At 71.5% G+C, this 26,818-nt stretch carries 22 protein-coding genes; 12 read left to right on the forward strand and 10 right to left on the reverse strand.

Going from position 1 to position 26,818, the window contains the following annotated elements:
* Positions 1-8: 8 nt before the first annotated feature.
* A complete protein-coding gene (locus ACFVXA_RS19345; RefSeq protein ID WP_390025764.1) occupies positions 9-875 on the reverse strand; it encodes a PhzF family phenazine biosynthesis isomerase in 867 nt (288 codons plus the stop codon).
* A gap of 287 nt (positions 876-1,162) precedes the next feature.
* The gene (locus ACFVXA_RS19350; RefSeq protein WP_390025766.1) at positions 1,163-2,956 is read right to left on the reverse strand and encodes an FAD-dependent oxidoreductase; all 1,794 of its coding nucleotides are present in this window, start codon (positions 2,954-2,956) and stop codon (positions 1,163-1,165) included.
* A 245-nt stretch (positions 2,957-3,201) separates the two neighbouring features.
* On the opposite strand from ACFVXA_RS19350, the gene ACFVXA_RS19355 reads away from it, so the two are divergent.
* From ACFVXA_RS19355 to ACFVXA_RS19385, 7 genes are all read left to right on the forward strand, one after another.
* Entirely contained in the window at positions 3,202-4,326 is a 1,125-nt protein-coding gene (locus ACFVXA_RS19355) for a SchA/CurD-like domain-containing protein (protein WP_390025768.1), read from the forward strand.
* Positions 4,327-4,395: 69 nt separating this feature from the next.
* A complete protein-coding gene (locus ACFVXA_RS19360) occupies positions 4,396-4,878 on the forward strand; it encodes a cupin domain-containing protein (RefSeq protein WP_362020387.1) in 483 nt (160 codons plus the stop codon).
* Positions 4,875-6,143: a beta-ketoacyl-[acyl-carrier-protein] synthase family protein gene (locus tag ACFVXA_RS19365; protein WP_362020390.1), complete on the forward strand. Its 1,269-nt coding sequence runs from the start codon at positions 4,875-4,877 to the stop codon at positions 6,141-6,143. The genes ACFVXA_RS19360 and ACFVXA_RS19365 overlap by 4 nt, the downstream gene beginning before the upstream one ends.
* Positions 6,140-7,387 carry a ketosynthase chain-length factor gene (locus ACFVXA_RS19370; protein ID WP_383746702.1) on the forward strand — a complete coding sequence of 416 codons (1,248 nt, stop codon included), beginning with the start codon at positions 6,140-6,142 and terminating at the stop codon, positions 7,385-7,387. The genes ACFVXA_RS19365 and ACFVXA_RS19370 overlap by 4 nt, the downstream gene beginning before the upstream one ends.
* A gap of 25 nt (positions 7,388-7,412) precedes the next feature.
* The gene (locus ACFVXA_RS19375; protein ID WP_362020396.1) at positions 7,413-7,673 is read left to right on the forward strand and encodes a phosphopantetheine-binding protein; all 261 of its coding nucleotides are present in this window, start codon (positions 7,413-7,415) and stop codon (positions 7,671-7,673) included.
* Between the two features lies 1 nt (position 7,674).
* Positions 7,675-8,154, forward strand: coding sequence for an SRPBCC family protein (locus tag ACFVXA_RS19380; protein WP_362020399.1), 480 nt, complete (start codon positions 7,675-7,677; stop codon positions 8,152-8,154).
* A gap of 24 nt (positions 8,155-8,178) precedes the next feature.
* A complete protein-coding gene (locus ACFVXA_RS19385; RefSeq protein WP_362020401.1) occupies positions 8,179-8,511 on the forward strand; it encodes a TcmI family type II polyketide cyclase in 333 nt (110 codons plus the stop codon).
* A gap of 103 nt (positions 8,512-8,614) precedes the next feature.
* Here the strand turns inward: ACFVXA_RS19385 and ACFVXA_RS19390 are convergent, their stop codons facing one another.
* The 3 genes from ACFVXA_RS19390 to ACFVXA_RS19400 all read right to left on the reverse strand — a co-directional run bounded on the left by ACFVXA_RS19390 (position 8,615) and on the right by ACFVXA_RS19400 (position 13,165).
* Positions 8,615-9,643 carry a methyltransferase gene (locus ACFVXA_RS19390; protein WP_383904290.1) on the reverse strand — a complete coding sequence of 343 codons (1,029 nt, stop codon included), beginning with the start codon at positions 9,641-9,643 and terminating at the stop codon, positions 8,615-8,617.
* A 61-nt stretch (positions 9,644-9,704) separates the two neighbouring features.
* Positions 9,705-10,766 (reverse strand): nitrous oxide reductase family maturation protein NosD, encoded by a 1,062-nt coding sequence (locus ACFVXA_RS19395; RefSeq protein ID WP_384018675.1) that lies wholly within the window; start codon positions 10,764-10,766, stop codon positions 9,705-9,707.
* A gap of 179 nt (positions 10,767-10,945) precedes the next feature.
* Positions 10,946-13,165 carry an NADP-dependent isocitrate dehydrogenase gene (locus ACFVXA_RS19400; RefSeq protein ID WP_362020410.1) on the reverse strand — a complete coding sequence of 740 codons (2,220 nt, stop codon included), beginning with the start codon at positions 13,163-13,165 and terminating at the stop codon, positions 10,946-10,948.
* 182 nt (positions 13,166-13,347) lie between these two features.
* On the opposite strand from ACFVXA_RS19400, the gene ACFVXA_RS19405 reads away from it, so the two are divergent.
* Positions 13,348-14,151, forward strand: a complete 804-nt coding sequence (locus tag ACFVXA_RS19405) for a hypothetical protein (RefSeq protein ID WP_383740685.1) — start codon at positions 13,348-13,350, stop codon at positions 14,149-14,151.
* A 158-nt stretch (positions 14,152-14,309) separates the two neighbouring features.
* On the opposite strand, the gene ACFVXA_RS19410 is transcribed toward ACFVXA_RS19405, so the two are convergent.
* Positions 14,310-15,512 (reverse strand): mechanosensitive ion channel family protein, encoded by a 1,203-nt coding sequence (locus ACFVXA_RS19410; protein WP_384395771.1) that lies wholly within the window; start codon positions 15,510-15,512, stop codon positions 14,310-14,312.
* Between the two features lie 532 nt (positions 15,513-16,044).
* Here ACFVXA_RS19410 and ACFVXA_RS19415 point away from each other — a divergent pair.
* From ACFVXA_RS19415 to ACFVXA_RS19425, 3 genes are read left to right on the forward strand one after another with little or no spacing between them, the layout of a single operon-like run.
* A complete protein-coding gene (locus ACFVXA_RS19415; RefSeq protein ID WP_390025770.1) occupies positions 16,045-17,484 on the forward strand; it encodes an FGGY family carbohydrate kinase in 1,440 nt (479 codons plus the stop codon).
* The gene (locus tag ACFVXA_RS19420) at positions 17,481-18,875 is read left to right on the forward strand and encodes an FAD-dependent oxidoreductase (protein WP_389466704.1); all 1,395 of its coding nucleotides are present in this window, start codon (positions 17,481-17,483) and stop codon (positions 18,873-18,875) included. The genes ACFVXA_RS19415 and ACFVXA_RS19420 overlap by 4 nt, the downstream gene beginning before the upstream one ends.
* Positions 18,872-20,071 carry an NAD(P)/FAD-dependent oxidoreductase gene (locus tag ACFVXA_RS19425; RefSeq protein ID WP_390025772.1) on the forward strand — a complete coding sequence of 400 codons (1,200 nt, stop codon included), beginning with the start codon at positions 18,872-18,874 and terminating at the stop codon, positions 20,069-20,071. Before ACFVXA_RS19420 ends, ACFVXA_RS19425 begins: the two co-directional genes overlap by 4 nt.
* Here the strand turns inward: ACFVXA_RS19425 and ACFVXA_RS19430 are convergent.
* Together ACFVXA_RS19430 and ACFVXA_RS19435 are read right to left on the reverse strand one after the other, a co-directional pair.
* On the reverse strand, positions 20,058-20,822 hold the full coding sequence (locus ACFVXA_RS19430) for a crotonase/enoyl-CoA hydratase family protein (RefSeq protein WP_362020427.1): 765 nt from the start codon (positions 20,820-20,822) through the stop codon (positions 20,058-20,060). The two genes, ACFVXA_RS19425 and ACFVXA_RS19430, sit on opposite strands and share 14 nt — an antisense overlap.
* A 222-nt stretch (positions 20,823-21,044) precedes the next feature.
* Complete coding sequence (locus ACFVXA_RS19435; protein ID WP_383740708.1) at positions 21,045-22,004, reverse strand: YbhN family protein; 960 nt, start codon at positions 22,002-22,004, stop codon at positions 21,045-21,047.
* A 252-nt stretch (positions 22,005-22,256) separates the two neighbouring features.
* On the opposite strand from ACFVXA_RS19435, the gene ACFVXA_RS19440 reads away from it, so the two are divergent.
* On the forward strand, positions 22,257-24,158 hold the full coding sequence (locus ACFVXA_RS19440) for an ABC transporter ATP-binding protein (RefSeq protein WP_362020485.1): 1,902 nt from the start codon (positions 22,257-22,259) through the stop codon (positions 24,156-24,158).
* Positions 24,159-24,422: 264 nt separating this feature from the next.
* On the opposite strand, the gene ACFVXA_RS19445 is transcribed toward ACFVXA_RS19440, so the two are convergent.
* Both ACFVXA_RS19445 and hemA read right to left on the reverse strand, forming a co-directional pair.
* Positions 24,423-25,076, reverse strand: a complete 654-nt coding sequence (locus ACFVXA_RS19445) for a response regulator (RefSeq protein WP_390025774.1) — start codon at positions 25,074-25,076, stop codon at positions 24,423-24,425.
* A 188-nt stretch (positions 25,077-25,264) separates the two neighbouring features.
* Positions 25,265-26,620: a glutamyl-tRNA reductase gene (hemA, locus tag ACFVXA_RS19450; protein WP_390025776.1), complete on the reverse strand. Its 1,356-nt coding sequence runs from the start codon at positions 26,618-26,620 to the stop codon at positions 25,265-25,267.
* Positions 26,621-26,818 lie beyond the last annotated feature (198 nt).

A 26,818-nucleotide genomic window follows, 5' to 3' on the forward strand; every position in this document is an offset into this window, starting at 1 on the left:
CGCGAGGGTCACCGCTGGGCGAGGGTCACCGCTTGGCCGCTCACGCGCACGCGTGGGTCCGTCGGGTCGATGTGCAGGGTCAGCGTGCTGGGGCGGCCCATGTCCTCGCCCTGTCGGATGACGACGGTGCCGGTTTCCGGCACCAGGCCGAGCGTGCGCAGATAGCCGCCGAACGCGGCCGCGGCGGCACCCGTGGCCGGGTCCTCGACCACCCCGCCGACCGGGAAGGGGTCGCGGGCGTGGAAACGCGTCGGGGTCTCCCGCCACACCAACTGGAGCGTGGTCCACCCGTACCGGCGCATCACCGCCGCCAAGGCGTCGAAGTCGTACGCGAGATCCGCCAGCCGGGCCCGGTCGGCGGCCGCCAGCACCAGGTGCTGCACGCCCCCGAAGGCGACATGCGGCGGCAGGGCGGGATCGAGGTCGGTCCGCTGCCAGCCCAGAGCGGTGAGCGCCGCGTCCAGTTCGGCGTCCTCGGCCGGGCGTGAGCGGGTCGGAACGCTGGTGAGCGTGGCGCGCAGCACTCCCTGGTCGTCGGCGGCCGTGAGCACCGGGATGTCGCCCGCCGCGGTGTCGAAGACCAGCTCTCCCGGGCCGATGCGCTGCGCCAGCGCGACGGCGGTCGCGACCGTCGCATGGCCGCAGAAGTCGACCTCGGCGAGGGGGCTGAAGTAGCGCAGGGTGAACCGGCGGCCGGCGGTGTCCTGAGCCGTGACGAAGGCCGTCTCGGAGTAACCCACCTCGGCGGCGACGGCGAGCATGCCCGCGGGGTCCAGGGCGGACGCGTCGAGCACGACGCCCGCCGGGTTGCCGCCCGCGGGATCCGGGCTGAAGGCCGTGTACCGCAGCACGTCGGTGCGAGTCTCGGATGTCATGCCGGACACGCTGCCATGGCCGAGCCACGGGGATGCGAGGGTCTTCGATCGCATCGAAGGAATCGAGCGGGCGCATCGACCAGCGGTCGGGGGATTCCGGCTGCGCTCGCTGATGCCGTTCGACCTCGCCCTCACCGCCTCAGGCCGTTCGAGGACGCGGCGGGCCCGGGGCATGGGTGAACCGGGGGGTGCTGGAGGGGGCTGTGTTGGAGGGGGCGTTCGGCGGACAGGGAGCGGGTGTCCTCGGCGACGCTGCCGAGGACACCCGCCGCTGGGAGGGCCGTCGGTCAGGCCCGGTCCAGGATCGCCGCCAGGGCGTCGTGCAACGCCGTCTCGGGCTCCGCCGACGGGCCTTCGGACCGCCACGCGACGAACCCGTCGGGGCGGACCAGCACCGCACCCTCCGCGGTGACGCCGTGGACCGCCGCCCAGTCCATGCCGTCCTCGGGGGACAGTTCCGCGTCGGGCCCGGTGCCGATCCGGTACGAGTCGAGCGGCATGGACAGCCGTTCCGCCACGGCCTTCGCCGCGGTGTGCCATCCGCCGGCGTCGCCCTGCGAACTCAGCAGCACCATGGACCGCTCGTACAGGTCCAGCGTGGAGACGCGGCTGCCGGAGCGGTTCAGCCACATGTGGGGCGCCCGGGTTCCGGGCTCACCCGTCAGCCGCACACCGTCGGGCACGATCGGCATCGTCGGATCGGCTCCCAGGACGGCACCGCGCGGATAGCGGTAGGCCAGCGCCACGTTGAGGATTCCGCCCTGCCTGCCGCCGGGGCCGCCGGGGCCGCCAGGGCCACCAGGTCCGCCGGGACCACCGGCGCCACGAGGACCACCGGCGCCGCCGGGACGGCCAGGGCCGCCGACACTGCCGGGTCCGCCGACACTGCCGGGTCCGCCGGGTCCGACAGGTCCGCCGACTTCCGGTCCAGGGGTATACCCGGGGTGGCTGTGCTCGACCGAACGCGACGAGGCCCGTGCGCTCGTCGCCTGGGCGACCGGCCGGCGCTCCGCGTCGTACGACTTCAGCAGTCCGGGTCCGGCCCAGCCGCCCAGTACGGCGGCGAGCTTCCAGGCGAGGTTGTGCGCGTCCTGGATACCGGTGTTGGAACCGAACGCCCCGGTGGGAGACATCTCGTGGGCCGAGTCACCGGCGAGGAACACCCGGCCGTCCCCGTAGCGCTCGGCGACCCGCTCGGCGGCGTGCCAGGCGGCCCTGCCGGTGATCTGCACATCGAGGTCCGGCACTCCCGTGGCCCGCCGGATGTGGTCCGCGCACCGCTCGTCGGTGAACTCCTCCAGCGTCTCGCCGTGTTCGGGGTGCCAGGGAGCGTGGAAGACCCAGTGCTCCTTGTTGTCGACCGGCAGGAGAGCCCCGTCGGCCTCCGGATCGGTCAGATAGCAGACGATGAAGCGCCGGTCGCCGACGGCGTCCGCGAGGCGGCGGGAGGTGAACGTGACGCTCACGTTGTGGAACAGGTCGCCCGGACCGCTCTGCCCGATGCCGAGCCGCTCGCGGATGGGGCTGCGCGGACCGTCCGCCGCGACGAGGTAGTCCGCCCGGATGGTGCTGTGCTCACCCGTCTCCCGGCTCTTGACCTGCGCGGTCACCCCCTGACCGTCCTGCTCGAACGACATCAGCTCCGTGGAGAACCGAAGGTCTCCGCCCAGCTCCCGAGCGCTCTTCAGCAGGACCGGTTCGAGGTCGTTCTGGCTGCACAGGCACCACGCGGCGGGGCTGAAGCGCGCGAGTCCGCCACCCGGGTCGATCTCCTTGAACAGCCACTCGCCGGCATCGCCCACCAGGGTCGGCGCCTGCAGGATGCCGTGGTTCTCCGCCAGGATCGATGCGGCGTCCTTGATGCGCTGCTGCACCCCGGCCACCCGGAACACCTCCATGGTGCGCACGTTGTTGCCGCGCCCGCGGGGATGGATCGACGTGCCCGAGTGGCGTTCGACGAGGATGTGCGGCACGCCGAGTCGCCCCAGGAACAGCGAGGTGGACAGGCCCACCAGAGAGCCGCCGACGATGAGGACGGACGTGTGGTGGCCGACCTCGCCGGCCTCTTCCAATCGGTTCATTGAGTGCCTCCAGTGCACCTGCGACATGGGTCGGGGAGGGGATCGGATTCCCTCCCCTGTTTCCATCCCCGGTGCGGACCGGTTCGCGCCCTCGGGGCACCCGGATGACACGCGGTTCACTCGTCCGCACCGTGGGGCTCGCGCTCATCCGTGCTCCCGTCAACGATCGGCTCATGGCGACCCCGGTCTTTCGGGAACGGCGGTCGCTCCTGACCTTCTGTGAAAAATGAGGAGAGGTGCGCCGGATGACCACCACAGGACGTATATCGCAGTCGGCTTTCGACGGCTCGAGGCTGCGGGTGATCCTGCTGCTCGACCTGTACGACGGAGCCCAGCAGCAGTTCCTCGACGCGTACGAGCACATGCGCAACCAGGTCGCGTCGGTCCCCGGTCACATCAGTGACCAGCTCTGCCAGTCGATCGAGAACCCCTCGCAGTGGCTCATCACCAGCGAGTGGGAGAGCGCCCCGCCCTTCCTCGCCTGGGTGAACAGCGAGGAGCACGTCGAGACCGTCAGGCCGATGCACAGCTGCGTCCGGGACACCCGGTCGATGCGCTACAGCATCCTCCGTGAGACCAGCCCCGCCCAGCGGCACGCATCGGAATCCGCCACGACGGGCACGCAGGTGGCGGCCCGGGTCGGGGACGGTGTGGCACGCCACGCCCTCACCTTCACCGTCAAGCCGGGCTCCGAGTCCAAGGTGGCGGAGATCCTGGCCGGGTACGCGTCGCCGCAGGCCCAGGTCGACGACACCACGCGGCTGCGCCGCACCTCGCTCTTCATGCACGGCAACCGCGTCGTACGGGCCGTGGAAGTCGAGGGCGACCTGCTCGTGGCCCTGCGCCACGTCGCGCGTCAGCCCGAGGTGCGGGCGGTCGAGGAGGCCATCAACCCGTACCTGGAGCAGGACCGGGACCTGAGCGACCCGGACTCGGCGCGGGTCTTCTTCACCCGGGCCGCGCTCCCCTCCGTGCACCACGTGGTGGCGGGCCGCAAGGAGCCCGCCGACCTGCGGCGGCACGCGCTGTACTACCCGGCCAAGCGCGGCAGTGGCATGGAACTGGCCCGGCTGCTCGCCCACCAGGACGAGGCCGCGGCGGACGACCCGAAGAACCCGGTGTACCGCAGCACGGTCTTCCAGCGCGACGACATCGTGGTGCGCCTCATCGACATCACGGGCGAACTCGACAGCGACGCCCTCGCCTCGCTCGGCCTCAAGGGCCCCAAGAAGGCGGCGGCGATGGAGCTCCTCCTCGACGGTGCCGCGATCGGCGTCGAGGGCTCCCTGGAGACGGAGCGCAACATCAACCGCCTCCTGTCGCACGCCGACATGATGCCCGTCACCGACCGAAGCTCGGCGGATTCCTGACGGACCCCCGCGGCCCGAGTCCGAGGCCGATCCACCCGGACGTCACTGCCACACCCGGAGGTATCAACCATGGTTAACCGGCATCCACGCATCGTGGACCTGAGCGAGACGGAACCCAACCGCAGGCGCGGAGGTGACATCCGGGCCATGCTCACGCCCGCCACGGCGGGTTCCACCAGCGGCTTCATGGGCCTGGCCCTCATCCAGCCGGGCGAGCGCATCGGCGAGCACTACCACCCGTACTCCGAGGAGTTCGTGTACGTCGTCAGTGGCGCGCTCGAGGTGGACCTGGACGGTGAGACGCACCCACTCAAGCCGGATCAGGGTCTGCTGATCCCGATCAACATGCGGCACCGTTTCCGCAACGTCGGTGATTCGGAAGCCCGGATGGTCTTCCACCTGGGCCCGCTCGCCCCGCGCCCGAGCCTCGGCCACGTCGACACGGAGGTGACCGACGGCTGCGCGCTCACCCCCGAGTTCGCCGCCGCCGGGACGGACCTGTCCGCGTCGGACCACGGACAGCCGTCCGAGCGAAGTGGGGCCATAAAGTGACCCGGCGGGTGGCCGTCACCGGTATAGGTGTGGTCGCTCCGGGCGGCACCGGAGCGACGGCGTTCTGGGACCTCCTCGCCAACGGCCGTACCGCGACCCGCGGCATCACGCTGTTCGATCCGGAGGGCCTGCGCTCGCGCATAGCCGCCGAATGCGACTTCGACCCGATGGCGCACGGCCTGGACCCGGAGCTGAGCCAACACGCCGACCGGTACATCCAGTTCGCCGTGGTCGCCGCCGGAGAAGCCGTACGCGACTCCGGACTCGACACCGGCAGGGAGGACCCCTGGCGCGTCGGAGTCTCATTGGGCAGCGCCGTGGGCGGTACCACCCGCCTGGAACACGACTACGTCCTGGTCAGCGAGGGCGGCCGGCGGTGGGACGTGGACCACCGCGCCGCCGACCCGAAGCTGCACCTGGCGTTCTCGCCCAGCACGCTCGCCTCGGTCGTCGCCGAGCGGTTCGGCGCCCAGGGACCGGTGCAGACCGTCTCCACCGGCTGCACCTCCGGCCTCGACGCCGTCGGCTACGCCTTCCACACCATCGAGGAAGGCCGGGCGGACGTCTGCATAGCCGGGGCGTCGGACTCGCCGATATCCCCGATCACCATGGCCTGCTTCGACGCCATCAAGGCGACGTCGCCCGACAACGACGACCCCGAGCACGCCTCCCGGCCCTTCGACGCCCATCGCAACGGCTTCGTGATGGGCGAGGGCGCGGCGGTGCTGGTCCTGGAGGACTACGAGCACGCCCGAGCCCGCGGCGCGCACGTGTACTGCGAGATCAGCGGCTACGCCACCTACGGCAACGCCTACCACATGACCGGTCTGACCAGCGAGGGACTGGAGATGGCCCGGGCGATCGACACCACGCTCGACCAGGCCCGCCTCGACCCCACGCTGATCGACTACGTCAACGCGCACGGCTCGGGCACCCGGCAGAACGACCGGCACGAGACCGCCGCCGTCAAGCGGTCCCTGGGCGAGCACGCCTACAAGACGCCCATGAGCTCCATCAAATCCATGGTGGGGCACTCGCTCGGCGCGATCGGCGCCATCGAGGTCGTCGCCTGCGTCCTCGCCCTGCAACACCAGGTGGTGCCGCCGACGGCGAACTACGAAACTCCCGACCCCGAGTGCGACTTGGACTACGTGCCGCGCACCGCACGCCCGCGGAAGCTGAAGAACGTGCTCTCCGTGGGCAGCGGATTCGGCGGTTTCCAGTCCGCTGTGCTCCTGACCGGGCCGGGTGGGAGGACACGATGAGCACTCAGCGCCCCCGGCGCGCGGCCGTCACCGGTATCGGTGTGATCGCGCCCAACGGATTGCGCGCCGACGCCTACTGGAAGTCCGTCGAGGAAGGCCTTGTCGTCCTGGACCGGATCACCCGCGAAGGATGCGAGCACATGCCGCTCCGTGTCGCGGGCGAGGTCCGGGCGTTCGACGCCGCGGCCCTCATCGAGGAGCGCTTCCTCGTACAGACGGACCGTTTCAGCCACTTCGCCATGGCCGCGGCCGCCCTCGCCCTCGACGATGCCGGCGTCAGCCGCGGTGACCCCGCGGAGCCGTACGACATCGGCGTGGTCACCGCGGCCGGCTCCGGCGGTGGTGAGTTCGGACAGCGAGAGCTCCAGAAGCTGTGGGGACAGGGGTCGCGGTATGTCGGCCCGTACCAGTCCATCGCCTGGTTCTACGCCGCGAGCACCGGCCAGATCTCCATCCGCAGCGGCTTCAAGGGGCCCTGTGGCGTGGTCGCCAGTGACGAGGCGGGCGGCCTGGACTCCATCGCGCACGCCGCCCGGGAGGTGCGGCGCGGAACCGGCGTGATGGTCGTCGGAGCCGCGGAGGCGCCCCTCGCTCCGTACTCGATGGTGTGCCAGCTCGGATACCCCGAGATCAGCACCGTCGAGGACCCCGCACGCGCGTACCGGCCCTTCACCACGGGAGCCTGCGGCTTCGCTCCCGGGGAAGGCGGCGCCATGCTCGTCGTCGAGGACGAGGCACGGGCCCGCGACCGCGGAGCGCCCGTCCGGGCCACCGTGGCCGGACACGCAGCCACCTTCACCGGCGCCTCCCGCTGGGAGCAGTCGAGAGAGGGACTCGCCCGCGCGATCCGGGGCGCCCTCGACGAGGCCGGCTGCGCCCCCGAGGAGATCGACGTCGTGTTCGCCGACGCCCTGGGCGTACCGGAGGCGGACCGCGCCGAAGCCCTGGCCATCGCCGACGCCCTGGGGGCGCATGGCACCCGCGTCCCCGTCACGGCACCCAAGACCGGCATAGGGCGGACGTACTGCGCCGCGCCGGTGCTGGACACGGCGACCGCGGTGCTCGCCATGGAACACGGCCAGATTCCCCCTACCCCCAACGTGTTCGACATCTGCCACGACCTCGACCTGGTGATGTCGAGCGCTCGCCCCGCCGAGCTGCACACGGCCCTGATCCTCAGCAGGGGACTCATGGGCTCCAACGCGGCGCTGGTCGTGCGCCGCGGCGGCGACTCCGCCCGGTAGGACCGGGCGGGAAGGAGAACACACCATGATCACCACCGAAGTGACCGTCATCGAGCTGGCCTCGCTGATGAAGAAGGCGGCCGGTATCACCGTCGACCCCCAGCACCTCGAGAGTTCGTCGGACTCGCCGTTCGGCACCCTCGGACTCGACTCGCTCGGTCTGCTCGGCATCGTCGGCGAGTTGGAGAACCGGTACAGCCAGCCGCTGCCCCCCGACGCGGAGCGCTGCAAGACGCCCCGTGAATTCCTCGACCTCGTCAACAGCACCCTCAAGGCTGGAGCCTGAAGTGGCAGGACACACCGAGAACAGCATCGCCATCGACGCGCCTCTCGATCTCGTCTGGGACATGACCAACGACATCGAGAACTGGCCGCAGCTCTTCAGCGAGTACGCGTCCCTCGAAGTGCTCTCCCGTGAGGGCGACACGACGACGTTCCGCCTGACCATGCACCCGGACGAGAACGGGAAGGTCTGGAGCTGGGTCTCGGAGCGGACCGTGGACCGCGCCAAGCGGACCGTGCGGGCCCGCCGTGTCGAGACGGGGCCCTTCGCCCACATGGACATCCGGTGGGAGTACAAGGAGACCCCGCAGGGCACCGTCATGCACTGGGTGCAGGACTTCGCGATGAAGCCCGACGCGCCCGTCGACGACGCCTGGATGACGGACAACATCAACCGCAACTCGGTCACGCAGATGGCGCTCATCCGGGACCGGATCGAGCGGGTCGCCCGTGACCGCCGGACCGCGCCCGTGATGCCCGGCTGATCGCCGGATCAGGAAGGACACCCGATGCACCACGCCCTGATCGTCGCCCGTATGGCGCCCGATTCGGCGCCGTCGATCGCCGACGTGTTCGCCGCCTCCGACCGCGGTGAGCTCCCGCACCTGATCGGCGTCAAGCGACGCAGCCTCTTCCAGTTCGGCGACGTGTACATGCACCTCATCGAATCCGACCAGGACCCCGCCCCCGCCATCGCGAAGGTGGCCGGGCACCCCGAGTTCCGGGACATCAGTGAGCAGCTGGCGGCGTACGTGAGCGCGTACGACCCGCAGACCTGGCGCAGCCCGAAGGACGCCATGGCGCACTGCTTCTACCGCTGGGAGCGGGACGGCGTTTCCTGAGGGAGCGCCCGAGCAGAACCCGAGGCCGCCGGCTCCGCGTCAGACGCGGAACCGGCGGCCTCGGGTTTCTCCGGTTCGGCCGGAGCCCCTGACTGGCTTCGGATCAGCCGGGGAGGGTGCACTCGAAGGCGTGGAGATACGCGTTGACCGGACGGACCTCTCCGATGACCAGCCCCGCGTCCGTCAGCCGGTCGACCATGCTCTGCCGGGTGTGCTTCGCACCACCGACGTTGAGGAGCAGCATCAGGTCCATGGCCGTCGTGAACTTCATCGACGGGGTGTCGTCGACGAGGTTCTCGATGACGACGACGCGGGCACCGGGCCGGGCCGCCTTGCGGACGTTCGCCAGCGCCCTGCGGGTGCTGTCGTCGTCCCACTCCAGGATGTTCTTGATGATGTACACGTCCGCCTGCACCGGGATGTCCTCGCGGCAGTCGCCGGCCACGACGCGGACCCGGCCGGCCAGCGCACCGCCGTCCCGCAGCCGCGGATCGGCGTTCTCCACCACACCCGGCAGGTCGAGCAGCGTGCCGTGCATCGTGGGGTGCTTCTCCAGCAGACTGGCCAGGACGTGCCCCTGACCGCCGCCGATGTCCGCGACCGAGGACACGTTCCGCAGGTCGAGAAGGTTCGCGACGTCCCGCGCCGACTGCTCGCTGGACGTCGTCATGGCCCGGTTGAAGACGTGGGCCGACTCGGGGGCCTCCGAGTTGAGATAGTCGAAGAACTCCCTGTCATACACGTCCTCGAAGACGTTCCGGCCGGAGCGCACCGCCTCGTCGAGCTTCGGCCAGACGTTCCACGTCCACGGCTCGGTGCACCACAGGGCGATGTACCGCAGGCTGTGCGGATCGTCCTCGCGCAGCAGCCGGGACATCTCCGTGTGCCCGAAGGTGCCGTCGGGGTGCTCCACGAAGACCCCTTGGCAGGACAGGGCGCGCAGTAGCCTGCGCAGGGTGTGCGGCTGGGTCTTCACCGCCGCCGCCAGGTCGTCCACGCTCATGGGGGTGTCTTCCAGGGCGTCGGCGACACCCAGGCGGGCCGCCGCGCGTACGGCGGCGGCGCACGCCGCTCCGAAAACGAGTTCCCTCAGCCGCATGGGCGGCGGGGGAGCCTGATCGACAGTCGTCATCCAATGCCTCGCTTCTGCTGTCGTGCCGTCGTGCTGTCTGTGGGGGTGGGTAACGGGCCGGTCAGCACAGTCCGGCGGGTTCGGAGACCGCGCACGTGTTGCCGTGGAAGGTGTTGCTCTCGCCGGTGTCCCGGTTGGCCAGATCGGCCGTGCCGTTGCGCACCACGACGTTGTCGCGGATCTCGTTGCGCTGGTTGTGGGCGCCGACGAAACTCTTGAACAGCACGATGCCGCCCGACAGCGGGGACTTGCCCACGTTGTCCTCGACCTGGTTCCCCGTCACCAGCGTGTCCTCGGCGCCGGTGAGGACGATCCCCGAGCCCTGCAGGAAGGGGAGCCGGGCGGTCTTCGCACAGTTCTTGTTGTTGGCGTGGATGTAGTTCCCGCGCACGCTCAGTGCCCCGACGGCCGGCTTGTTCTCGTCACCGACGACGAACACCGCCGTGCAGTTGCCGGTCGCGTCGTTGTGGTCGATGGTCAGGTTCCGCAGCCGCCGCACGGTGACGCCGATCCGGTTGCCGGCCAGCAGGTTGTGGCTGACCACCGCCCCCTTGGCATCCCGGGCCCCTTCCTCGGTGTCGACCGTGTTGGACAGGAACACACCGGCGTCGCCGTTGTTCTGGGCGATGTTGTGACGGAACACTCCGCGAACGGACCGCTCCTGGGCGAAGCCCCACTGACCGTTCTTCTCGGAGATCACGTTCCGGACCGTCAGCCGGTCGGTCCCCGCGGCCCACAGGCCGTTCTTGGCGAAGCCTCTGAGGGTCAGCGCGCGTACGGTGACGTCCTTGACCGGCTTGCTTTCGGTGCCGGTCACACAGATGCCGTTGCCGGCCTTGGCGCACGTGCTGTCACCGGAGGCCGTGCCCGGCACGATGACGGTGGAACCGGTGCCCGAGCCACGCAGCGTCAGGCCCGACACGGTGATGCGGACGCTCTCTTTGTAGGTGCCGGGGGAGACGATGACGGCGTCCCCCGGTTGCGCGGAATTCACGGCCTTCTGGATCGACTCGCCGGGGTGAACCCAGTGCACCGTCACATGGTCGGCCGACGGGGCTGCACCCAGCCCCGACGCCACGACGGCCACGGTGCATGCGAGGTAGGCCATCTGTCGTTTGGTCATGGGCCGAAGCTATGAGCGGGTGTTCGGGCTCGCCACCGGTGATCGCCCAGGTGGACCGCTCCCTTCACCGTGACGCGCCGAGCGGGAGACTGAGCACCCGTCATACGCGACCGCCCCGGCCGGAAGATCCGGCCGGGGCGGCGCAGTTGCGGACCCGGGTCCGCGTGGTGGTGCGTGCGTCAGGCGAGGGTCGCCAGCGTCTCGTTCCAGGTGGTCGACGGGCGCATGACCGTCGCCGCCTTGGCCGGGTCGGGCTGGTAGTAGCCGCCGATGTCGGCCGGGGAGCCCTGCGCCGCGATCAGTTCGTCGACGATCGTCTGCTGCTGCGCCGTGAGCGTCTCGGCGAGCGGGCCGAACGCCTTGGCGAGATCGGCGTCGTCGGTCTGCGCGGCCAGCTCCTGCGCCCAGTACAGGGAGAGGAAGAAGTGGCTGCCGCGGTTGTCGATGCCGCCGACGCGACGGGTCGGCGACTTGTCCTCGTTCAGGAAGGTCGCCGTCGCGCGGTCGAGGGTGTCGGCGAGGACCTGGGCGCGCGCGTTGCCCGTGGTCGTCGCGAGGTGCTCGAAGCTGGACGCCAGCGCGAGGAACTCGCCCAGGCTGTCCCAGCGCAGGTAGTTCTCCTTGACCAGCTGCTGCACGTGCTTCGGCGCGGAGCCGCCGGCGCCCGTCTCGAAGAGGCCGCCGCCCGCCATCAGCGGGACGATCGACAGCATCTTGGCGCTGGTGCCCAGCTCCAGGATCGGGAACAGGTCGGTCAGGTAGTCACGCAGTACGTTGCCGGTGACGGAGATCGTGTTCTCGCCGCGGCGGATGCGCTCCACGGAGAGCTTGGTCGCCTCGACCGGGGACAGGATGCGGATGTCCAGGCCCTCGGTGTCGTGCTCGGGCAGGTACTGCTTGACCTTCTCGATGAGTACGGCGTCGTGCGCGCGGGTCTCGTCCAGCCAGAACACCGCCGGGTCGCCGGTGGCGCGGGCGCGGGTGACGGCCAGCTTCACCCAGTCCTTGATCGGGGCGTCCTTGGTCTGGCAGGCGCGGAAGATGTCGCCGGCGGAGACGACCTGCTCCAGGACGACGTTCCCGGCCGCGTCGACCAGGCGGACCGTGCCGGTGACCGGGATCTCGAAGGTCTTGTCGTGGCTGCCGTACTCCTCGGCCTTCTGCGCCATCAGACCGACGTTCGGGACCGAGCCCATCGTCGCCGGGTCGAAGGCGCCGTTGGCGCGGCAGTCGTCGATGACGACCTGGTAGACACCGGAGTAGCTGCTGTCCGGGAGGACCGCGAGGGTGTCGGCTTCCTGGCCGTCCGGGCCCCACATGTGGCCCGAGGTGCGGATCATCGCCGGCATGGAGGCGTCGACGATCACGTCGGACGGGACGTGCAGGTTGGTGATCCCCTTGTCCGAGTCGACCATGGCGAGGGCCGGGCCCTCGGCGAGCTCGGCGTCGAAGGAGGCCTTGATCTCGGCGCCCTCGGGCAGCGACTCCAGGCCCTTGTAGATGCCGCCGAGACCGTCGTTCGGGGTGAGGCCGGCGCCGGCGAGGATCTCGCCGTACTTCGCGAACGTCTTCGGGAAGAAGGCGCGCACCACGTGACCGAAGACGATCGGGTCGGAGACCTTCATCATCGTGGCCTTGAGGTGCACCGAGAACAGCACGTCCTCGGCCTTGGCGCGGGCGATCTGCGCCGTGAGGAACTCGCGCAGCGGTGCGACGTGCATGACGGACGCGTCCACGACCTCGCCCGCGAGGACGGGTACGGACTCGCGCAGCACGGTGGTGGAGCCGTCGTCGCCGGCCAGCTCGATACGGAGCGAGCCCGCCTCGGAGATCACCGTGGACTTCTCGGTGGAGCGGAAGTCGTCGACGCCCATGGTGGCGACGTTCGTCTTCGAGTCGGACGACCACGCGCCCATGCGGTGCGGGTGGGTCTTGGCGTAGTTCTTGACCGACGCGGGGGCGCGGCGGTCGGAGTTGCCCTCGCGCAGCACCGGGTTCACGGCGCTGCCCTTGACCTTGTCGTAACGGGAGCGGATGTCGCGCTCCTCGTCCGACTTCGGGTCGTCGGGGTAGTCCGGCAGCGCGTAGCCCTGCTCCTGCAGCTCGGCGATCGCGGCCTTCAGCTGCGGGATCGACGCCGAGATGTTCGGCAGCTTGATGATGTTCGCCTCAGGCGTCTTCGCCAGCTCACCGAGCTCGTGAAGGGCGTCCGCGATGCGCTGGCCCTCCTGGAGGAACTCGGGGAAGAGGGCGATGATGCGCCCGGCCAGCGAGATGTCACGGGTCTCCACAGTGACACCCGCCTGCGAGGCGTACGCCTGGACCACCGGCAGGAACGAATACGTCGCCAGGGCCGGGGCCTCGTCAGTGTGCGTGTAGATGATGGTCGAGTCAGTCACCGGGTGCTCCGCTCCACGTCTGCAACATTGCTCGACATCAAGATATCTCGTGACGGACCCCCACTCGACAGGGCCCCGCTCCCGCCGGCGGAAAATACGGACCCTCGGCCACACCGCCTCCGTTATGGTTTGCCGACTCCGCGGGACACGAGCGCGGCACATGGACAACGGAGGTGTACGGGGTGGCGCACCTGCGAGTGACCGTCTGTCTCCCGCCCGAAGCGGCGGACGATCTCGAAGCGGCGCTGGACGCGGCCCTCGCGCCGTTCTACACGGACGGTGAGGACGTTCCGGTCGGGCGCGGCATGTGGGACTGGCGCAGGGTCCAGGCCGCCAGCGACCGCACCGGTTTCGCCGTCGCCCCAGGTCACGAGGGTGATCCCCGGCTGATCCACGACGATCCCGACCCGGACGGGACGCCGCGGCCCAGCCCTCCGGGCGTCTGCGCGGGCGGTCCTCGTGAACTGCTGGACTTCACGGAACCGCCGGCCGCGTGCCGACGCGTGCTCGCTGCGTCGTGGGACCTGTGGCAGGAGCTCTCGGGCGTGCATCCCGTGGCGGAACCGCTCCAGGACTTCGTACGGCGGTGGGAGGACGATCCGGGCGCGCGGGTGACGGATCCGTACGGGGACGAGGCGCTGGCCGCCTATCGGAACCAGCCCCTCATCAAGGCGTATATGGAGCACCCCTTCAGTCTCGGCCTGGGGTTTCCGGACTTCCCGTTCCTGTCCGAGCATCCCGTGATCCGTTACCCCGGGGACCGCGACGCCTACATCCGCGAGCTGTCCTGGTCCACGCCCGTCGAAACCGACGTGCTCACCCTGGACGGCTGGTGGCGGGAGGCCGACGGCGGCGCGGTCCACGGCACCTGCGACCCGGCCTTCTGTCCGCACCGCCCCGAGCCTGCGGAGTGGCCGGGCAGTGAGGCCCATCTCGCCGGGTTGCCGGGGGACACCGTGCTCGTCCGCCTCCGCTGCCACTGCTGACCCAGGCCGTGCGCCAGGAGGCACCCGGGCAGGTGCCGACCAGCAGGTCGTCCGACCGCCTGGCCGGGCCGCCGGGCGGTTCTGCCCCGGGGTGACCGGAGACCTCGTACGGGAGCGGGTGCCCGGCGCGGCGGAGACCGCCCGGTGTTTCGCCCGGGTCAGCCCCGGGTAACCGTGGGCGGCTGACCCGCCGGGGCGCTCTCCTCCCGCTGATGCGGAATCGCCGGGGGCCGGAGGGCGGACTCCGGGGCGGCGCCTTCCGGAAGGGTGGTCTCCGGGAGGGCGGTCTCGGGAAGGGCGGTCTCGGGAAGGGCGGTCTCATGAAGGGCCGCCCCGCCCGCCTGCAACGCGACGGTCCGCGCGGGCGCCGGAATCCGGATGCCCTCTTCCCGGTAGCGCCGGTGCAGGCGCTTGATGAACTCGTGCTTGATCCGGTACTGGTCGCTGAACTCGCCCACCCCGAGGATCACCGTGAAGCCGATGCGGGAGTCGCCGAAGGTGTGGAAGCGGACCGCGGGCTCGTGGTCCGGTATCGCGCCGGTGATCCCGGTCATCACCTCGGTGACTACCTCGTTGGTCACGCGCTCGACGTGCTCCAGGTCGCTGTCGTAGCCGACGCCGGCCTGGACGGTGAGCGTCATCTGCTGCTCGGGCCGGGTGAAGTTGGTCATGTTGGTGCCCGAGAGCTGGGCGTTGGGAATGATGACCAGGTTGTTGGAGAGCTGACGGACCGTGGTGTTGCGCCAGTTGATGTCGACGACGTAGCCCTCTTCGCCGCTGCTGAGGCGGATGTAGTCGCCGGGCTGGATCGTCTTCGACGCGAGGATGTGCACGCCCGCGAAGAGGTTGGCGAGGGTGTCCTGGAGGGCGAGGGCCACCGCCAGACCGCCCACGCCCAACGCCGTGAGCAGCGGGGCTATAGAGATGCCCAGCGTCTGCAGCACGACGAGGAAGCCCATCGCCAGCACCAGGACCCGGGTGATGTTGACGAAGATGGTGGCCGAACCGGCGACACCCGACCGGGACTGGGCCACCGAACGGACCAGACCGGTGATCACCCGCGCCGCGGTGACGGTCGACACCAGGATGAGCAGGACGGTCAGCGACCGGTTGACGTTGCGCCCGACCGGTGCGGTCAGCGGCAGCACCGCGGCCGCCGCCGCGATCCCGCCGGCGATCGCCGCCCAGGGCACCAGCGTGCGCAGCGCGTCCACGATGACGTCGTCGCCGCTCCAGCGGGTGCGCGACGCGTGCTTGCCCAGCCAGCGCAGCAGCATGCGCAGCAGGAACGCCGCCAAGAGGCCGGCGGCGACGGCGATTCCGGCGACCATCAGGTCGTCCAGGGTGAGGGAGCGCTTCATCGGTGACCTCCCTTGCGGCCGGGGAGAAGGCCCGTGGGCCGGATGTGCTGTGTCGTCACTTGCCACCTGCTCGAATCCGGGAATGCGCGATCAAGCCCGGACTGGTGTTCGCCGTCCGGGGCGACCGCTCATCCTGCCGCATGCGCGGGTACGTCTGTCACCAGGTCCGGTGGGTTCCGGCGCGCTGTCCGCCCGTCACCAGGCCCGCGCGGAGCCGCCCTTGAGGCGGGACGGCCACGCCCTGCGCGGAGGCGCCTTTGAGGCCGAACGGCCACACCCACCGCCGAGCCGTCTTGAGGCCGAACCGGCTCGGCTGCGGCGAGCGGCTCTCGAGGCGGAACTGGCTTGGTCTGCGGAGAGCGGCTCTTGAGGCGGAACCGGTTTGGTCTGCGGCGAGGGGCCTTTGAGGGGAATCGGCTTGGCCTGCGACGAGCGGCCCTTGAGGCAGAACCGGCGTGGCCCGCCCGGTTCGCCATTGACGGCCGGGTACGCCCTGAAGCAGGCTGGCCCGTAGTGATCACAGGGGAGGGCCATGACCGGTTCGGTGCTCGCGATCGACCAGGGGACGTCCGGGACCAAGGCCCTGGTGATCTGTCCCGAACGCGGTGTCATCGGCTCCGGGACCGCTCCCGTACGCCCCCGCCATCTGCCCGGCGGGCGCGTCGAGGTCGATCCCGTCGAACTGTACGAGTCCGTGGTGGACGCCGGGCGCCGCGCGCTCGCCGAGGCGGGAGAGCCCGTCGCCGCCCTCGGTCTCGCCAACCAGGGCGAGACCGTCCTCGCCTGGGACCCGGCGACCGGCGAGCCGCTGACCGACGCGCTCGTATGGCAGGACCGGCGCGCGGAGAGCGTGTGTTCTGAACTCGCCCCGCACGCCGAGGAGTTGCGGCACCTCACCGGCTTACCCCTCGACCCCTACTTCGCCGCCCCCAAGATGGCCTGGATCCGCCGGCACCTCACCCGGGGCGGAGTCGTCACGACCTCCGACGCCTGGCTCGTGCACCGGCTCACCGGCGCGTACGTCACCGACGCCGCCACCGCGGGGCGTACCCAACTGCTCGACCTGGAGCGGGTGGAGTGGTCACCGTCCGCGCTGGAGCTCTACGGACTCTCCGACGAGCGGTTGCCGGACGTCGTGGACGCGGACGCCCGCATCGGCACGACCACCGTGTTCGAGGCGGACATCCCCCTCACCGGCCTGCTCGTCGACCAGCAGGCCGCACTCCTCGCCCAGCGCGTCACCGAGCCCGGAACCGCCAAGTGCACCTACGGAACAGGGGCGTTCCTCCTCGCGCAGACCGGGACGGCACCCCGCCGCGGCGACTCGGGCCTGGTCAGCTGTGTCGCCTGGCGGCTGGCCGGCCGGACCAGCTACTGCCTCGACGGGCAGGTGTACACCGCCGCGTCCGCCGTCCGCTGGCTCACCGACCTCGGCGTCATCTCCGGCGCCGCGGACCTCGATCCGGTCGGCGGCGCCGTGCCCGACAGTGGCGGAGTCACGTTCGTCCCGGCCCTCGCCGGGCTCGCCGCACCCTGGTGGCGGGGCGATCTGCGCGGTTCGCTCACCGGGCTCGGCCTCGACACCGCGCCCGGACATCTGGTGCGCGCCCTGTGCGAGGGCATCGCCGCGCAGGTCGTCGCACTCGCCGACGCGGCCGCCGCCGACCTCGGCGCGCCGCTCGCCTCCCTCCGCGTCGACGGCGGTCTGACCCGCTCCGCCCTCCTCATGCAGACCCAGGCCGATCTGCTGCAACTCCCGGTCGAGGTGTCGGCGTTGCCCGACGCCACCGCCCTCGGCGTCGGAGCCGTGGCCCGGCTCGGCATCGACCCCGAGCTGAGCGTGGACGACGCACTGCCCGACCGGAAACCCTCGGCCGTGTACGAGCCGCGCATCGGCCCGGACGAGGCCGCCGAACGTCTCGCCGTCTTCCGTGCGGCCGTCGCCACCCTGCTCGACCGGGAGCCCGTATGACGGCGACGGTGACGAGCCACGGAGCGCTGCCGGACGTGACGTACGACGTCGTGATCGTCGGGGCGGGTGTCGTCGGCTGCGCCCTCGCCCGTGAACTCGCCCGCCACCGACGGCTGCGTGTCGCTCTCGTCGAGGCCCAGGACGACGTCGGACAGGGCACGTCGAAGGCGAACACGGCCATCCTGCACACCGGTTTCGACGCCGTCCCGGGCTCGCTCGAAGCCCGGCTCGTACGCGAAGGCTCGCGCCAACTCGCCGCGTACGCCGCCGAGTCCGGCATCCCCGTCGAACCCGTGGGCGCCCTGCTCGTCGCCTGGGATCGTGAACAGCTCGCCACACTGCCGGAGTTGGCGGCCAAGGCGGAGAAGAACGACTACCGGCAGGCCCGCCTCCTCGGCCCCGACGAGACCTACGCGCGGGAACCGCACCTGGGCCCCGGCGCCCTCGGCGCGCTCCACATCCCCGGCGAGAGCGTCATCTGCCCGTGGACCACGACGCTCGCGTACGCCACCCAGGCCGTACGCAACGGGGTCCATCTGCACCTCAACTGCCGTGTGCGGAACGCCTCTCAGGGACGGGTGCGCACCAGCCGGGGCATTCTCCGCACCCGCTACCTCGTCAACGCCGCGGGACTGCACTCCGACGAACTCGACCGTCGGCTCGGCCACCACGACTTCACCGTCACCCCGCGCCGCGGCCAGCTCCTCGTGTTCGACAAGTTCGCCCGCGCACTGGTCCGGCACATCTTGCTGCCCGTCCCGACCGCGCTCGGCAAGGGCGTGCTGGTGGCACCCACGGTGTACGGGAACGTGCTGCTCGGGCCCACGGCCGAGGAACTGGACGACAAGACGGACACCGGGTCGACCGAGGAGGGCCTCGCCCTGTTGCGGGACAAGGGGCGCCGTATCCTGCCGGAGCTGCTCGCCGAGGAGGTCACCGCCGTCTACGCCGGACTCCGCGCCGCCACCGAGCACGACGACTACCGGATCCGCGCCCACCCCGAGGAGGCGTACGTCACCGTCGGCGGCATCCGCTCCACCGGCCTGACCGCGTCCATGGCCATCGCCTCGTACGTCACCGGACTCCTCGCCCAACTCGGCCTCGACCTCGGCGACCCCGACGACCTGGAACGCGTCCGCATGCCCAACCTCGGCGAGGCCTTCCCCCGCCCTTACCAGCGACCCGACCTCATCGCGGCCGACCCCGAGTACGGCACGCTCGTCTGCCACTGCGAGCGCGTCTCCCGCGGCGAGATCCGCGACGCCCTCGCCGGCCCGATTCCGCCGCACAGCCTGGAGGGTCTGCGGCGCCGGACCCGTGCACGGGGCGGCCGGTGCCAGGGGTTCTACTGCGGCGCGGCGGTACGCGAGCTCTTCGAGGGGCGGCCATGAGACAGAGACACGTGGACGTCCTGGTCGTCGGCGCGGGACCCGCCGGTCTGGCGCTCGCGGCACGGCTGGCGGCCGGGGGAACGGGCCGCGTCGAGGTGCTGGAGCGCGAACGCGAGGCCGGCGGGGTGCCGCGTCACTGCCGTCGCCGTGGGTTCGACGGGGTCGCCCTCGCGCGGCTGTACGTCGAGGCAGCGGTCCGGGCCGGGGCCACCGTCCGCACCGGGGTCACCGCCCTCGGCTGGTCGGGCCCGGCGGCCCTGGACACCGTCGGCCCGGCCGGAGCCGAGACGGTCAGTGCCTGCGCCGTCGTCCTCGCCACGGGCGCCCGCGAACGTCCGCGCAGCGCACGGCTGGTGGCCGGGACCAGGCCTTCCGGGGTGTTCACCACGGGCGAGCTCCAGCAGGCCGTCCATCTGTACGGCCAGGACATCGGCGGCCGGGCGGTCGTGGTCGGCGCGGAAGCCGTGAGTTACGGCGCCGCGGACACCCTGCGGGGTGCCGGAGTCGATGTCGTCGCGATGGTCACCGGCCTGGCGCGCCACCAGGGAGACCGGCTCAAGGCCCTCAACTCCCGTCTGGCCCAGGGGATCCCGCTGCTCACGGAGACGGTGGTCAGCGAACTGCGCGGCCGTGGACGTCTGACCGGAGTCGCCGTGCGCCACCGCGACGGCCGGACCACGATCCTGCCCTGCGACACGGTCGTGTTCACCGGCGACTTCGTGCCCGACCACGAACTCGCCCGGCGCGGCGGCCTCGACCTCGACACGGGCACGCGCGGCCCCGCGGTCGACGGCGCGTTCCGCACCTCGCGCGAGGGCGTGTTCGCCGTCGGCAACGTCCTGCACGCCGTGGAGAGCGCCGCCGCGGCGGCCCGCGAAGGGGTGAGGGCGGCTCGGCACGTACGGGATCACCTGGCGGGGGGGCCCTGGTCGCCGACGGTTCCGCTCCTCGTCGACCCGCCCCTGCGCTGGGTCGCGCCCAACCGGCTCGCGCCTTCGGTGCCGTACGACCGCTTCGTGCTGCGTACCACGGAGTTCCTCGCCGTGCCGGTCCTGACCGTCGCGCAGGACGGCCGGGTCCTGCACCGGCAACGCCTCCTGACCACTGCCGTACCGAACCGGCCGATCTGTCTCACCGGATGCTGGGCGGGTGCCGTCGATCCCGCCGGTGGACCCGTCCGCGTCACAGCTCGCTGAACGAACCGTGCCGGCCGGCGCCCGAGGCGAAGCGGGCCGCGCCCTCCAGACTCTCGGCCAGCACGTCCATGCCGTAACGGAGTTCGGTGCGCATGGCCACCTTCTCGACCAGGCCCTCCTGGTCGAGGACGGAGGCGCGGTCGCTGCGCAGGCAGGACTGCGGGAAGTCGGCGATCTCGGCGGCGAGTCGCTCCGCCTCCGCGCGCGCCCCGCCGGCCGGGACGAGACGGTTGGCGAGACCCATCTCGTACGCCTCGGGCGCGGGGACCGGGCGACCGGTGAGGATCATGTCCATCGCGCGGCTGGTGCCGATCAGGCGGGGAAGCCTTACCGTGCCGCCGTCGATGAGCGGCACGCCCCAGCGGCGGCAGAAGACTCCGAAGACGGCGTCCTCCTCGGCGACCCGCAGATCGCACCAGAGTGCCAGCTCCAGGCCCCCGGCCACGGCGTGCCCCGCGACCGCGGCGATCACCGGCTTGGACAGCCGCAGCCGGGTGGGTCCCATCGGGCCGTCGCCGTCGTCGGTGACCTCGTTGCCGCGCTCGGTGCCGATCGCCTTGAGGTCCGCGCCCGCGCAGAACGTGCCGCCCTCGCCCCAGAGCACGGCGACGCGGGCCGACTCGTCGGCCTCGAACTTCCGGAAGGCGTCCGCGAGTTCGGCGGCGGTGGGGCCGTCCACCGCGTTGCGGGCCTCGGGGCGGGAGAGGACGACCGTGGTGACGTAACCCTGACGTTCGATCCGGACCGGCATGGTGCTGCCCCTTCTCCCGACGGCGGGCGCGTCTCCTGGCGGCGCGCGCCCCCTCGCTGCGCGTACGCCTCTCTGGACGCCTTACATCGAGGTTACCCCTCGGTAGCGCGGCTGCCGGTGCTGTGGACGGCCCATTCGGGGAACGGGTCGTCGTACGCCGAGTGCGTCGCCATCGGCTGTCCGTCCGGTTCAGGGCGCCTTCCAGCCGGCGGAGGGTCCGGCTCAGATCACCTTCCACCGCACCAGCGCCCCGAGTGTCAGCGCCCCCGGCAGCAAGGGCAGCCACACCGTGATGATCCGGTACGCCAGAACCACCGCCGTCGCCATGGCCACCGGACCGCCCGCCGCGACGAGCGCGACGATCAGCGCGGCCTCCACCGAGCCGATCCCGCCCGGCGTCGGCACCAGTGCGACCGCGACCGTCGCCGCCAGATAGGCGACCGCCATGTGTACGGGCGGCACCGGCAGCTGCAACGCCCGCCCCACCGCGGCCAGTCCGGCCGCCTGGAGTAGGGGGAAAGCGAGCGATCCGCCCCACAGGGCGAGCGCGCGGGACGGGCGGGAGTGCACCGAGCGTGCCTCGCCGAGCGCGGTGCGCAGGAATGCGGAGACGGCCGTCCGCAGCCGGCGTACGAGAAGAAGGCTCGCGGCCGCCGCGCACAGCGCCAGGACCGCCCCGAACAACAAGGGGCCGATCGACCCGTGCGGGAGGAGGCTTCCGACCCGCAGCGCCCCCGGGAACGCGACCAACAGGCCCAGCAGCAAGCCCAGTCGGGCGACCGATTCCGCGAGCATGTACAGCGCGAGCGCCGCCGAGGAGCGGGCGAGCGGTACGCCGCACACCGTCATGAACCGCAGATTCACCGCGCCGGCGCCGAGGCCGGTCGGCAGCAGATGGTTGGCCGCGCCCGCCGCGAACTGTGTGGCGAGCAGACGGCGTGCGGGCAGCCGCTGCATGACCGCGCCCTGGCGGGTGAAGGCAGCCGCGACCCAGGTCAGACAGGTCGCGACGGCCGCGGCCAGGAGCCAGGGCCACTCGGCCGACCCCAGATGACCGAAGCCCTCCACGAGCACGGACGTGTGGCGCACCGCGACCACCAGCACGAGGGCGAGCGGAAGCAGGCACAGGACCGGCCGGACGGCGGTCCGGAGCGGGAAGCGTCCGGGCAGTCCCTTCGGCAGTCCCTTGCTGAGTTCTGTGGGGACTTCCTTGGGCAGTCCCGTGGGGAGTTCCTTGGCGAGCCCCGTGGGGAGTTCCTCGGGCAGTCCTGGGGGAAGTCGTACCGCTGTCACATCGGGAGAGGGTTTCCGCACCGCACCAACGTGGGGTTGCGGGCGCGGAGACGGCGGCTGACACGCCGGGCAAGGTGAGGGAGGTGTCGGTGAACGATTGACCTCAACATTGCTTGAGGTCCTACTGTCTCTTCCATGAGCATGGAGACCACAGCCTGGACACAGCTGCACAGCGTCATGAACGCGCAGCAGGAGCGCCGCCCGTTCGCCCGCGCGACGCTGCGTCGCATCGCCGCCTTCGCCCGCCCGCACCGCCGCCGCATCGGACAGTTCGTGGTGCTCAGCGTGGTGACCGCGCTGCTCGCCGTCGCGACGCCGGTGCTCGCGGGGCGCGTCGTGGACGCGATCGTGTCCCACGGCGACGAGGGCACTGTCGTACGCCTTGCCGTGCTCATCGCGGTCATCGCCCTCGCCGAGGCCGCGTTCGGGATCCTCGGACGCTGGCTTTCCTCGACGCTCGGCGAGGGACTCATCCTCGATCTGCGGACGGCTGTGTTCGATCATGTGCAGCGCATGCCGGTCGCGTTCTTCACACGTACTCGTACGGGCGCGCTCGTCAGCCGACTCAACAACGACGTCATCGGCGCCCAACGCGCCTTCAGCAACACGCTGTCCGGTGTGGTCAGCAATGTGGTGACCCTGCTGCTCACCCTCGCCGTGATGCTGACCCTGTCCTGGCAGATCACCCTGCTCGCGTTGGCGCTGCTTCCGGTGTTCGTGATCCCCGCGCGGCGGATGGGCAGCCGGATGGCCAAGCTCCAGCGCGAGGCGGCGAACCTCAACGCGGCCATGGGCACCCGTATGACCGAGCGCTTCTCGGCGCCCGGCGCCACGCTCATCAAGCTCTTCGGGCGCCCCGAGGTCGAGTCCGCCGAGTTCGCGGCGCGCGCCCAGCGGGTACGGGACATCGGGGTCCGTACGGCGATGGCGCAGTCGGCGTTCATCACCGCCCTGACGCTCGTGTCGGCCCTGGCACTCGCGCTCGTGTACGGACTCGGCGGCTGGTTCGCCCTGCGCGGCAGCCTGGAGCCGGGCGCCGTCGTCTCGCTGGCGCTGCTGCTGACGCGCCTCTACGCGCCGCTCACGTCCCTCGCGGGAGCGCGCGTCGAGGTCATGAGCGCCCTCGTGAGCTTCGAGCGCGTCTTCGAGGTCCTGGACCTTAAACCGCTGATCGAGCAGAAGCCGGACGCGCGGAAGCTCCCGGAGGGACCGGCGGCCGTCGAGTTCGAGAACGTCCGCTTCGCCTATCCGTCCGCCGACAAGGTCTCGCTGGCCTCCCTCGAAGAGGTCGCCGCCCTGGACACCCGCGGCGGCGTCGACGTCCTGCGCGGCGTCTCCTTCCGCGCCGAGCCCGGCCAGACCGTAGCCCTCGTCGGCTCCTCCGGCGCCGGCAAGTCGACCATCGCGCAACTGCTGCCGCGGCTGTACGACACCGACGAGGGCGTCGTCCGCATCGGCGGCGTCGACGTCCGCGAGCTGAGCGCCGAGTCCCTGCGGGAGACCCTGGGCATGGTCACCCAGGACGGCCACCTGTTCCACGACTCGGTGCGCGCGAACCTGCTTCTCGCCCGCCCGTCCGCGACCGAGGACGAGCTGTGGGACGTGCTGCGCCGCGCCCGCCTCGAAGACCTCGTCCGTGCTCTCCCCGACGGCCTCGACACCGTGGTCGGCGAGCGCGGCTACCGGCTCTCCGGCGGCGAGCGCCAGCGCATGACCATCGCCCGGCTGCTGCTCGCCCGCCAGCGCGTCGTCATCCTCGACGAGGCCACCGCCCACCTGGACAACACCTCGGAGGCCGCCGTCCAGGAGGCGTTGACGGAGGCGCTCGAGGGCCGGACCGCGGTCGTGATCGCCCACCGTCTGTCCACCGTGCGCGCCGCCGACGCGATCCTCGTCGTCGAGGCGGGCCGCATCGTGGAACGCGGTACCCACGAGGAACTCCTGGCGGCCGGGGGCCGGTACGCGGAGCTGTACCGGACCCAGTTCAAGTCGGCTCGGGAGGACGTGCCGGAGATCGCTTCGGCGGGGGAGGCGGTGGCGTGACGGGGGCCGCCGGGGCCGGGGACACTGACCTCGGCCCTGGCCCGGCGCCCGCCCTGGCCCGGCGCCCGCCCTGGCCCGGCGCCTGCCCTGGCCCGGCACCCGCCCTGGCCCGGTGCCCGCCGTGTCCTGGCGCCTGCCGTGTTCTTGCGTCTGCCGTGTTCCGGCGCCCGCCTTGACCCGGCGGGCGCCGACGCCCACCCGTCACCGGGACGCGATCTTCTCCCTCGTCTACGTCCAGAGGAGCAACGCCGCGGGTCAATGCACCTAGTGACTTTCGAGGTAGGTGAGGACCGCGAGGACGCGGCGGTGGTCGTCGTCGGCCTCCGGCAGGTCCAGCTTGGTGAGGATGCTGCGCACATGCTTCTCCACGGTCCCCTCCGTGACCCAGAGCCGGCGGGCGACGCCGGCGTTGGACCGCCCCTCGGCCACCAGCGACAGGACCTCCCGCTCACGCTCGGTCAGCACCGCGAGCGGGTCGTGGCGGCGGCGGACTTCCACCAGTTCCTGCACCAGCGCCGGGTCGACCACGGAACCGCCCCTGGCGACCCGCTCCAGGGTGTCGATGAACTCCTCCACGTCCGTGATGCGGCTCTTGAGCAGGTAACCGATCCGGTCCCCACTGGCCAGCAGCTGCATCGCGTGTTCCACCTCGACGTGGGCCGAGAGCACCAGGATGGCGGTCTCCGGCCACTCCCGGCGGATCGCCTGCGCCGCCTCCAGCCCCTCGTTGACGTGGGTGGGCGGCATCCGGATGTCGACGACGACCAGGTCGGGGACGTGCCGCCGGACCAGAGCGAGCAGCTCCGGAGCGTCGCCGGCCTGGCCGACGATCTCGAAGTTCGACCGCTCGAGCAAGCTCGCGAGGCCCTCGCGGAGCAGCACGTCGTCGTCGGCTATCGCCACCCGGGTTCCGGTCATCGCGCGCCCCCTCGCATCGGCATTCGCCAGGGCTACAGACCAGTGTGGCAGCTAGCAGGTAGGGCGGCACTCCAGTCGCAGTCCCGCGGGGCGAGTCACAGTCCCGCGGGGCGCGGAGGCCTCGCGGCGGCGGGCACCGCACGCGGACCGGACACGGTGACCCCGTTCGCCGGCGTGCCGGTGATCGGCTACCGCTCCCCGTGGTCCTCGTAGCCGGTCCCGATGTCGGGACGTTCCGCGGGTCCGGCGATCTTCGCCAGGGCGATGTGAGGGGCCTCGGTGTGTGCGCTGAGGTCGAAGAGTTGGCGCAGCGCGTCGAGGTAGACCGGCCCGTTCGGGCTGGTGGTGAACTCCTTGGCGCGGACCGTCGGCCGGTGGAGGATCTTGCGGAGGATCCGGTGAACGGTCGCGGCCGTCTCGGCTCGTTGCTGTTCGCTGAGGTCCGGCAGGCGCTCGTGCAGCCGGGCCAGTTCGGCGTCCGCGAGCTGCCTGATCTGTGCGTGCATCGCGGCGATCACGGGCGCTGCCGTCGCTTGTTCCTGCCGGTCCAGGTACGCGGCGGCCTCCGCGGCGACGATGGCGCGGGCCTGGGGGATCTGGTCCGGTTCCGCGCGGTCCGCCAGGTGCCGGCCGAGTGCGGTGAGGTCGGCGAGCGTGACCCCGGCCAGGCGCCCCACCGCGGGGTCCACGTCAGGCGGCATACCCAGGTCGAGCACGAACAGGGGCCGGCCCGCGGCCTGCGCCCTGGCCGCCTGCACCTGCTCGGCGGACACGACCGGTGCGGCGGCACCGGTGGCGGTGACCAATATGTCGGCGTCGGCGAGTGCGGCGGGCATGTCGTCGGGCCGCAGGTGCCTGCCCCCCACCGTCCGGGCCTCCTCGGCGACTCGTTCCTGATTGCGGCCGGCCAGGGAGAGCCGGCCTACGCCCGCCTCGCGCAGCAGCCGTGCCGCGAGCTTGCCCATGCTGCCCGTCCCGAGCACCACCGCATGGCGGGTCGCGAGCCCGCCGAGGTGCGCCACGGCGAGGTCGAGGCCGGCGCGGGCGAGTGAGATGCCTTCGGTGCTGATCGTGGTCTGCGTACGGACCCGCTTGCTGGTCCGCAGCGCCGCGTCGATCAGGCCGGTGAGGGCAGCGCCGTTGGTTCCCGCGTCGGCGGCGGCTCGGGCCGCCGCCTTGACCTGGGCGACGATCTGTTCCTCCCCGACAGCCATCGAATCCAGCCCGCTGGCGACTGAGAACAAGTGTTCGGCGGCGGCCCCGTCGACGCGGGTGTGTGCCCTTTGCAGGACGTCCGCGACGGGGACCTGCCCGTGGGCGGCCATCAGGTCCGCGACGGTCCGGGTCACCCGGTCGACCGGGCCGTGGGCGGCCGCGTAGACCTCGACCCGGTTGCAGGTGGACAGGACGACCACCTCGTCGATGGACGGCACCGCGTGCAACCGGGCCAGCATGCTGCTTCGTTGGGCGGACGGAACGGCCAGCTTTTCGAGCACCTCGGCCGGAGTGATCCGGTGGGACAGGCTCAGGCTCACAATCGTCATCGCATTGACCGTTCACATGGAGGATGGGGCTAAGGGGATGGAGCTAAGGGGATGGAGCTCAGGGGATGGGGCTAAGGGGATTCCGCTACGGGTGTACCGGGGGGGCGGCGGCGCGGCCCGCCCCCCCCCCCCCCCCCCCCCCGCCCGCCCCCCCCCGCCCCACGCCGCCCAGACGCTAGACCTCAGCGGCCAGCACAC

The organism is Streptomyces sp. NPDC058246, assembly GCF_042881985.1.
Taxonomy (GTDB): Bacteria; Actinomycetota; Actinomycetes; order Streptomycetales; family Streptomycetaceae; genus Streptomyces.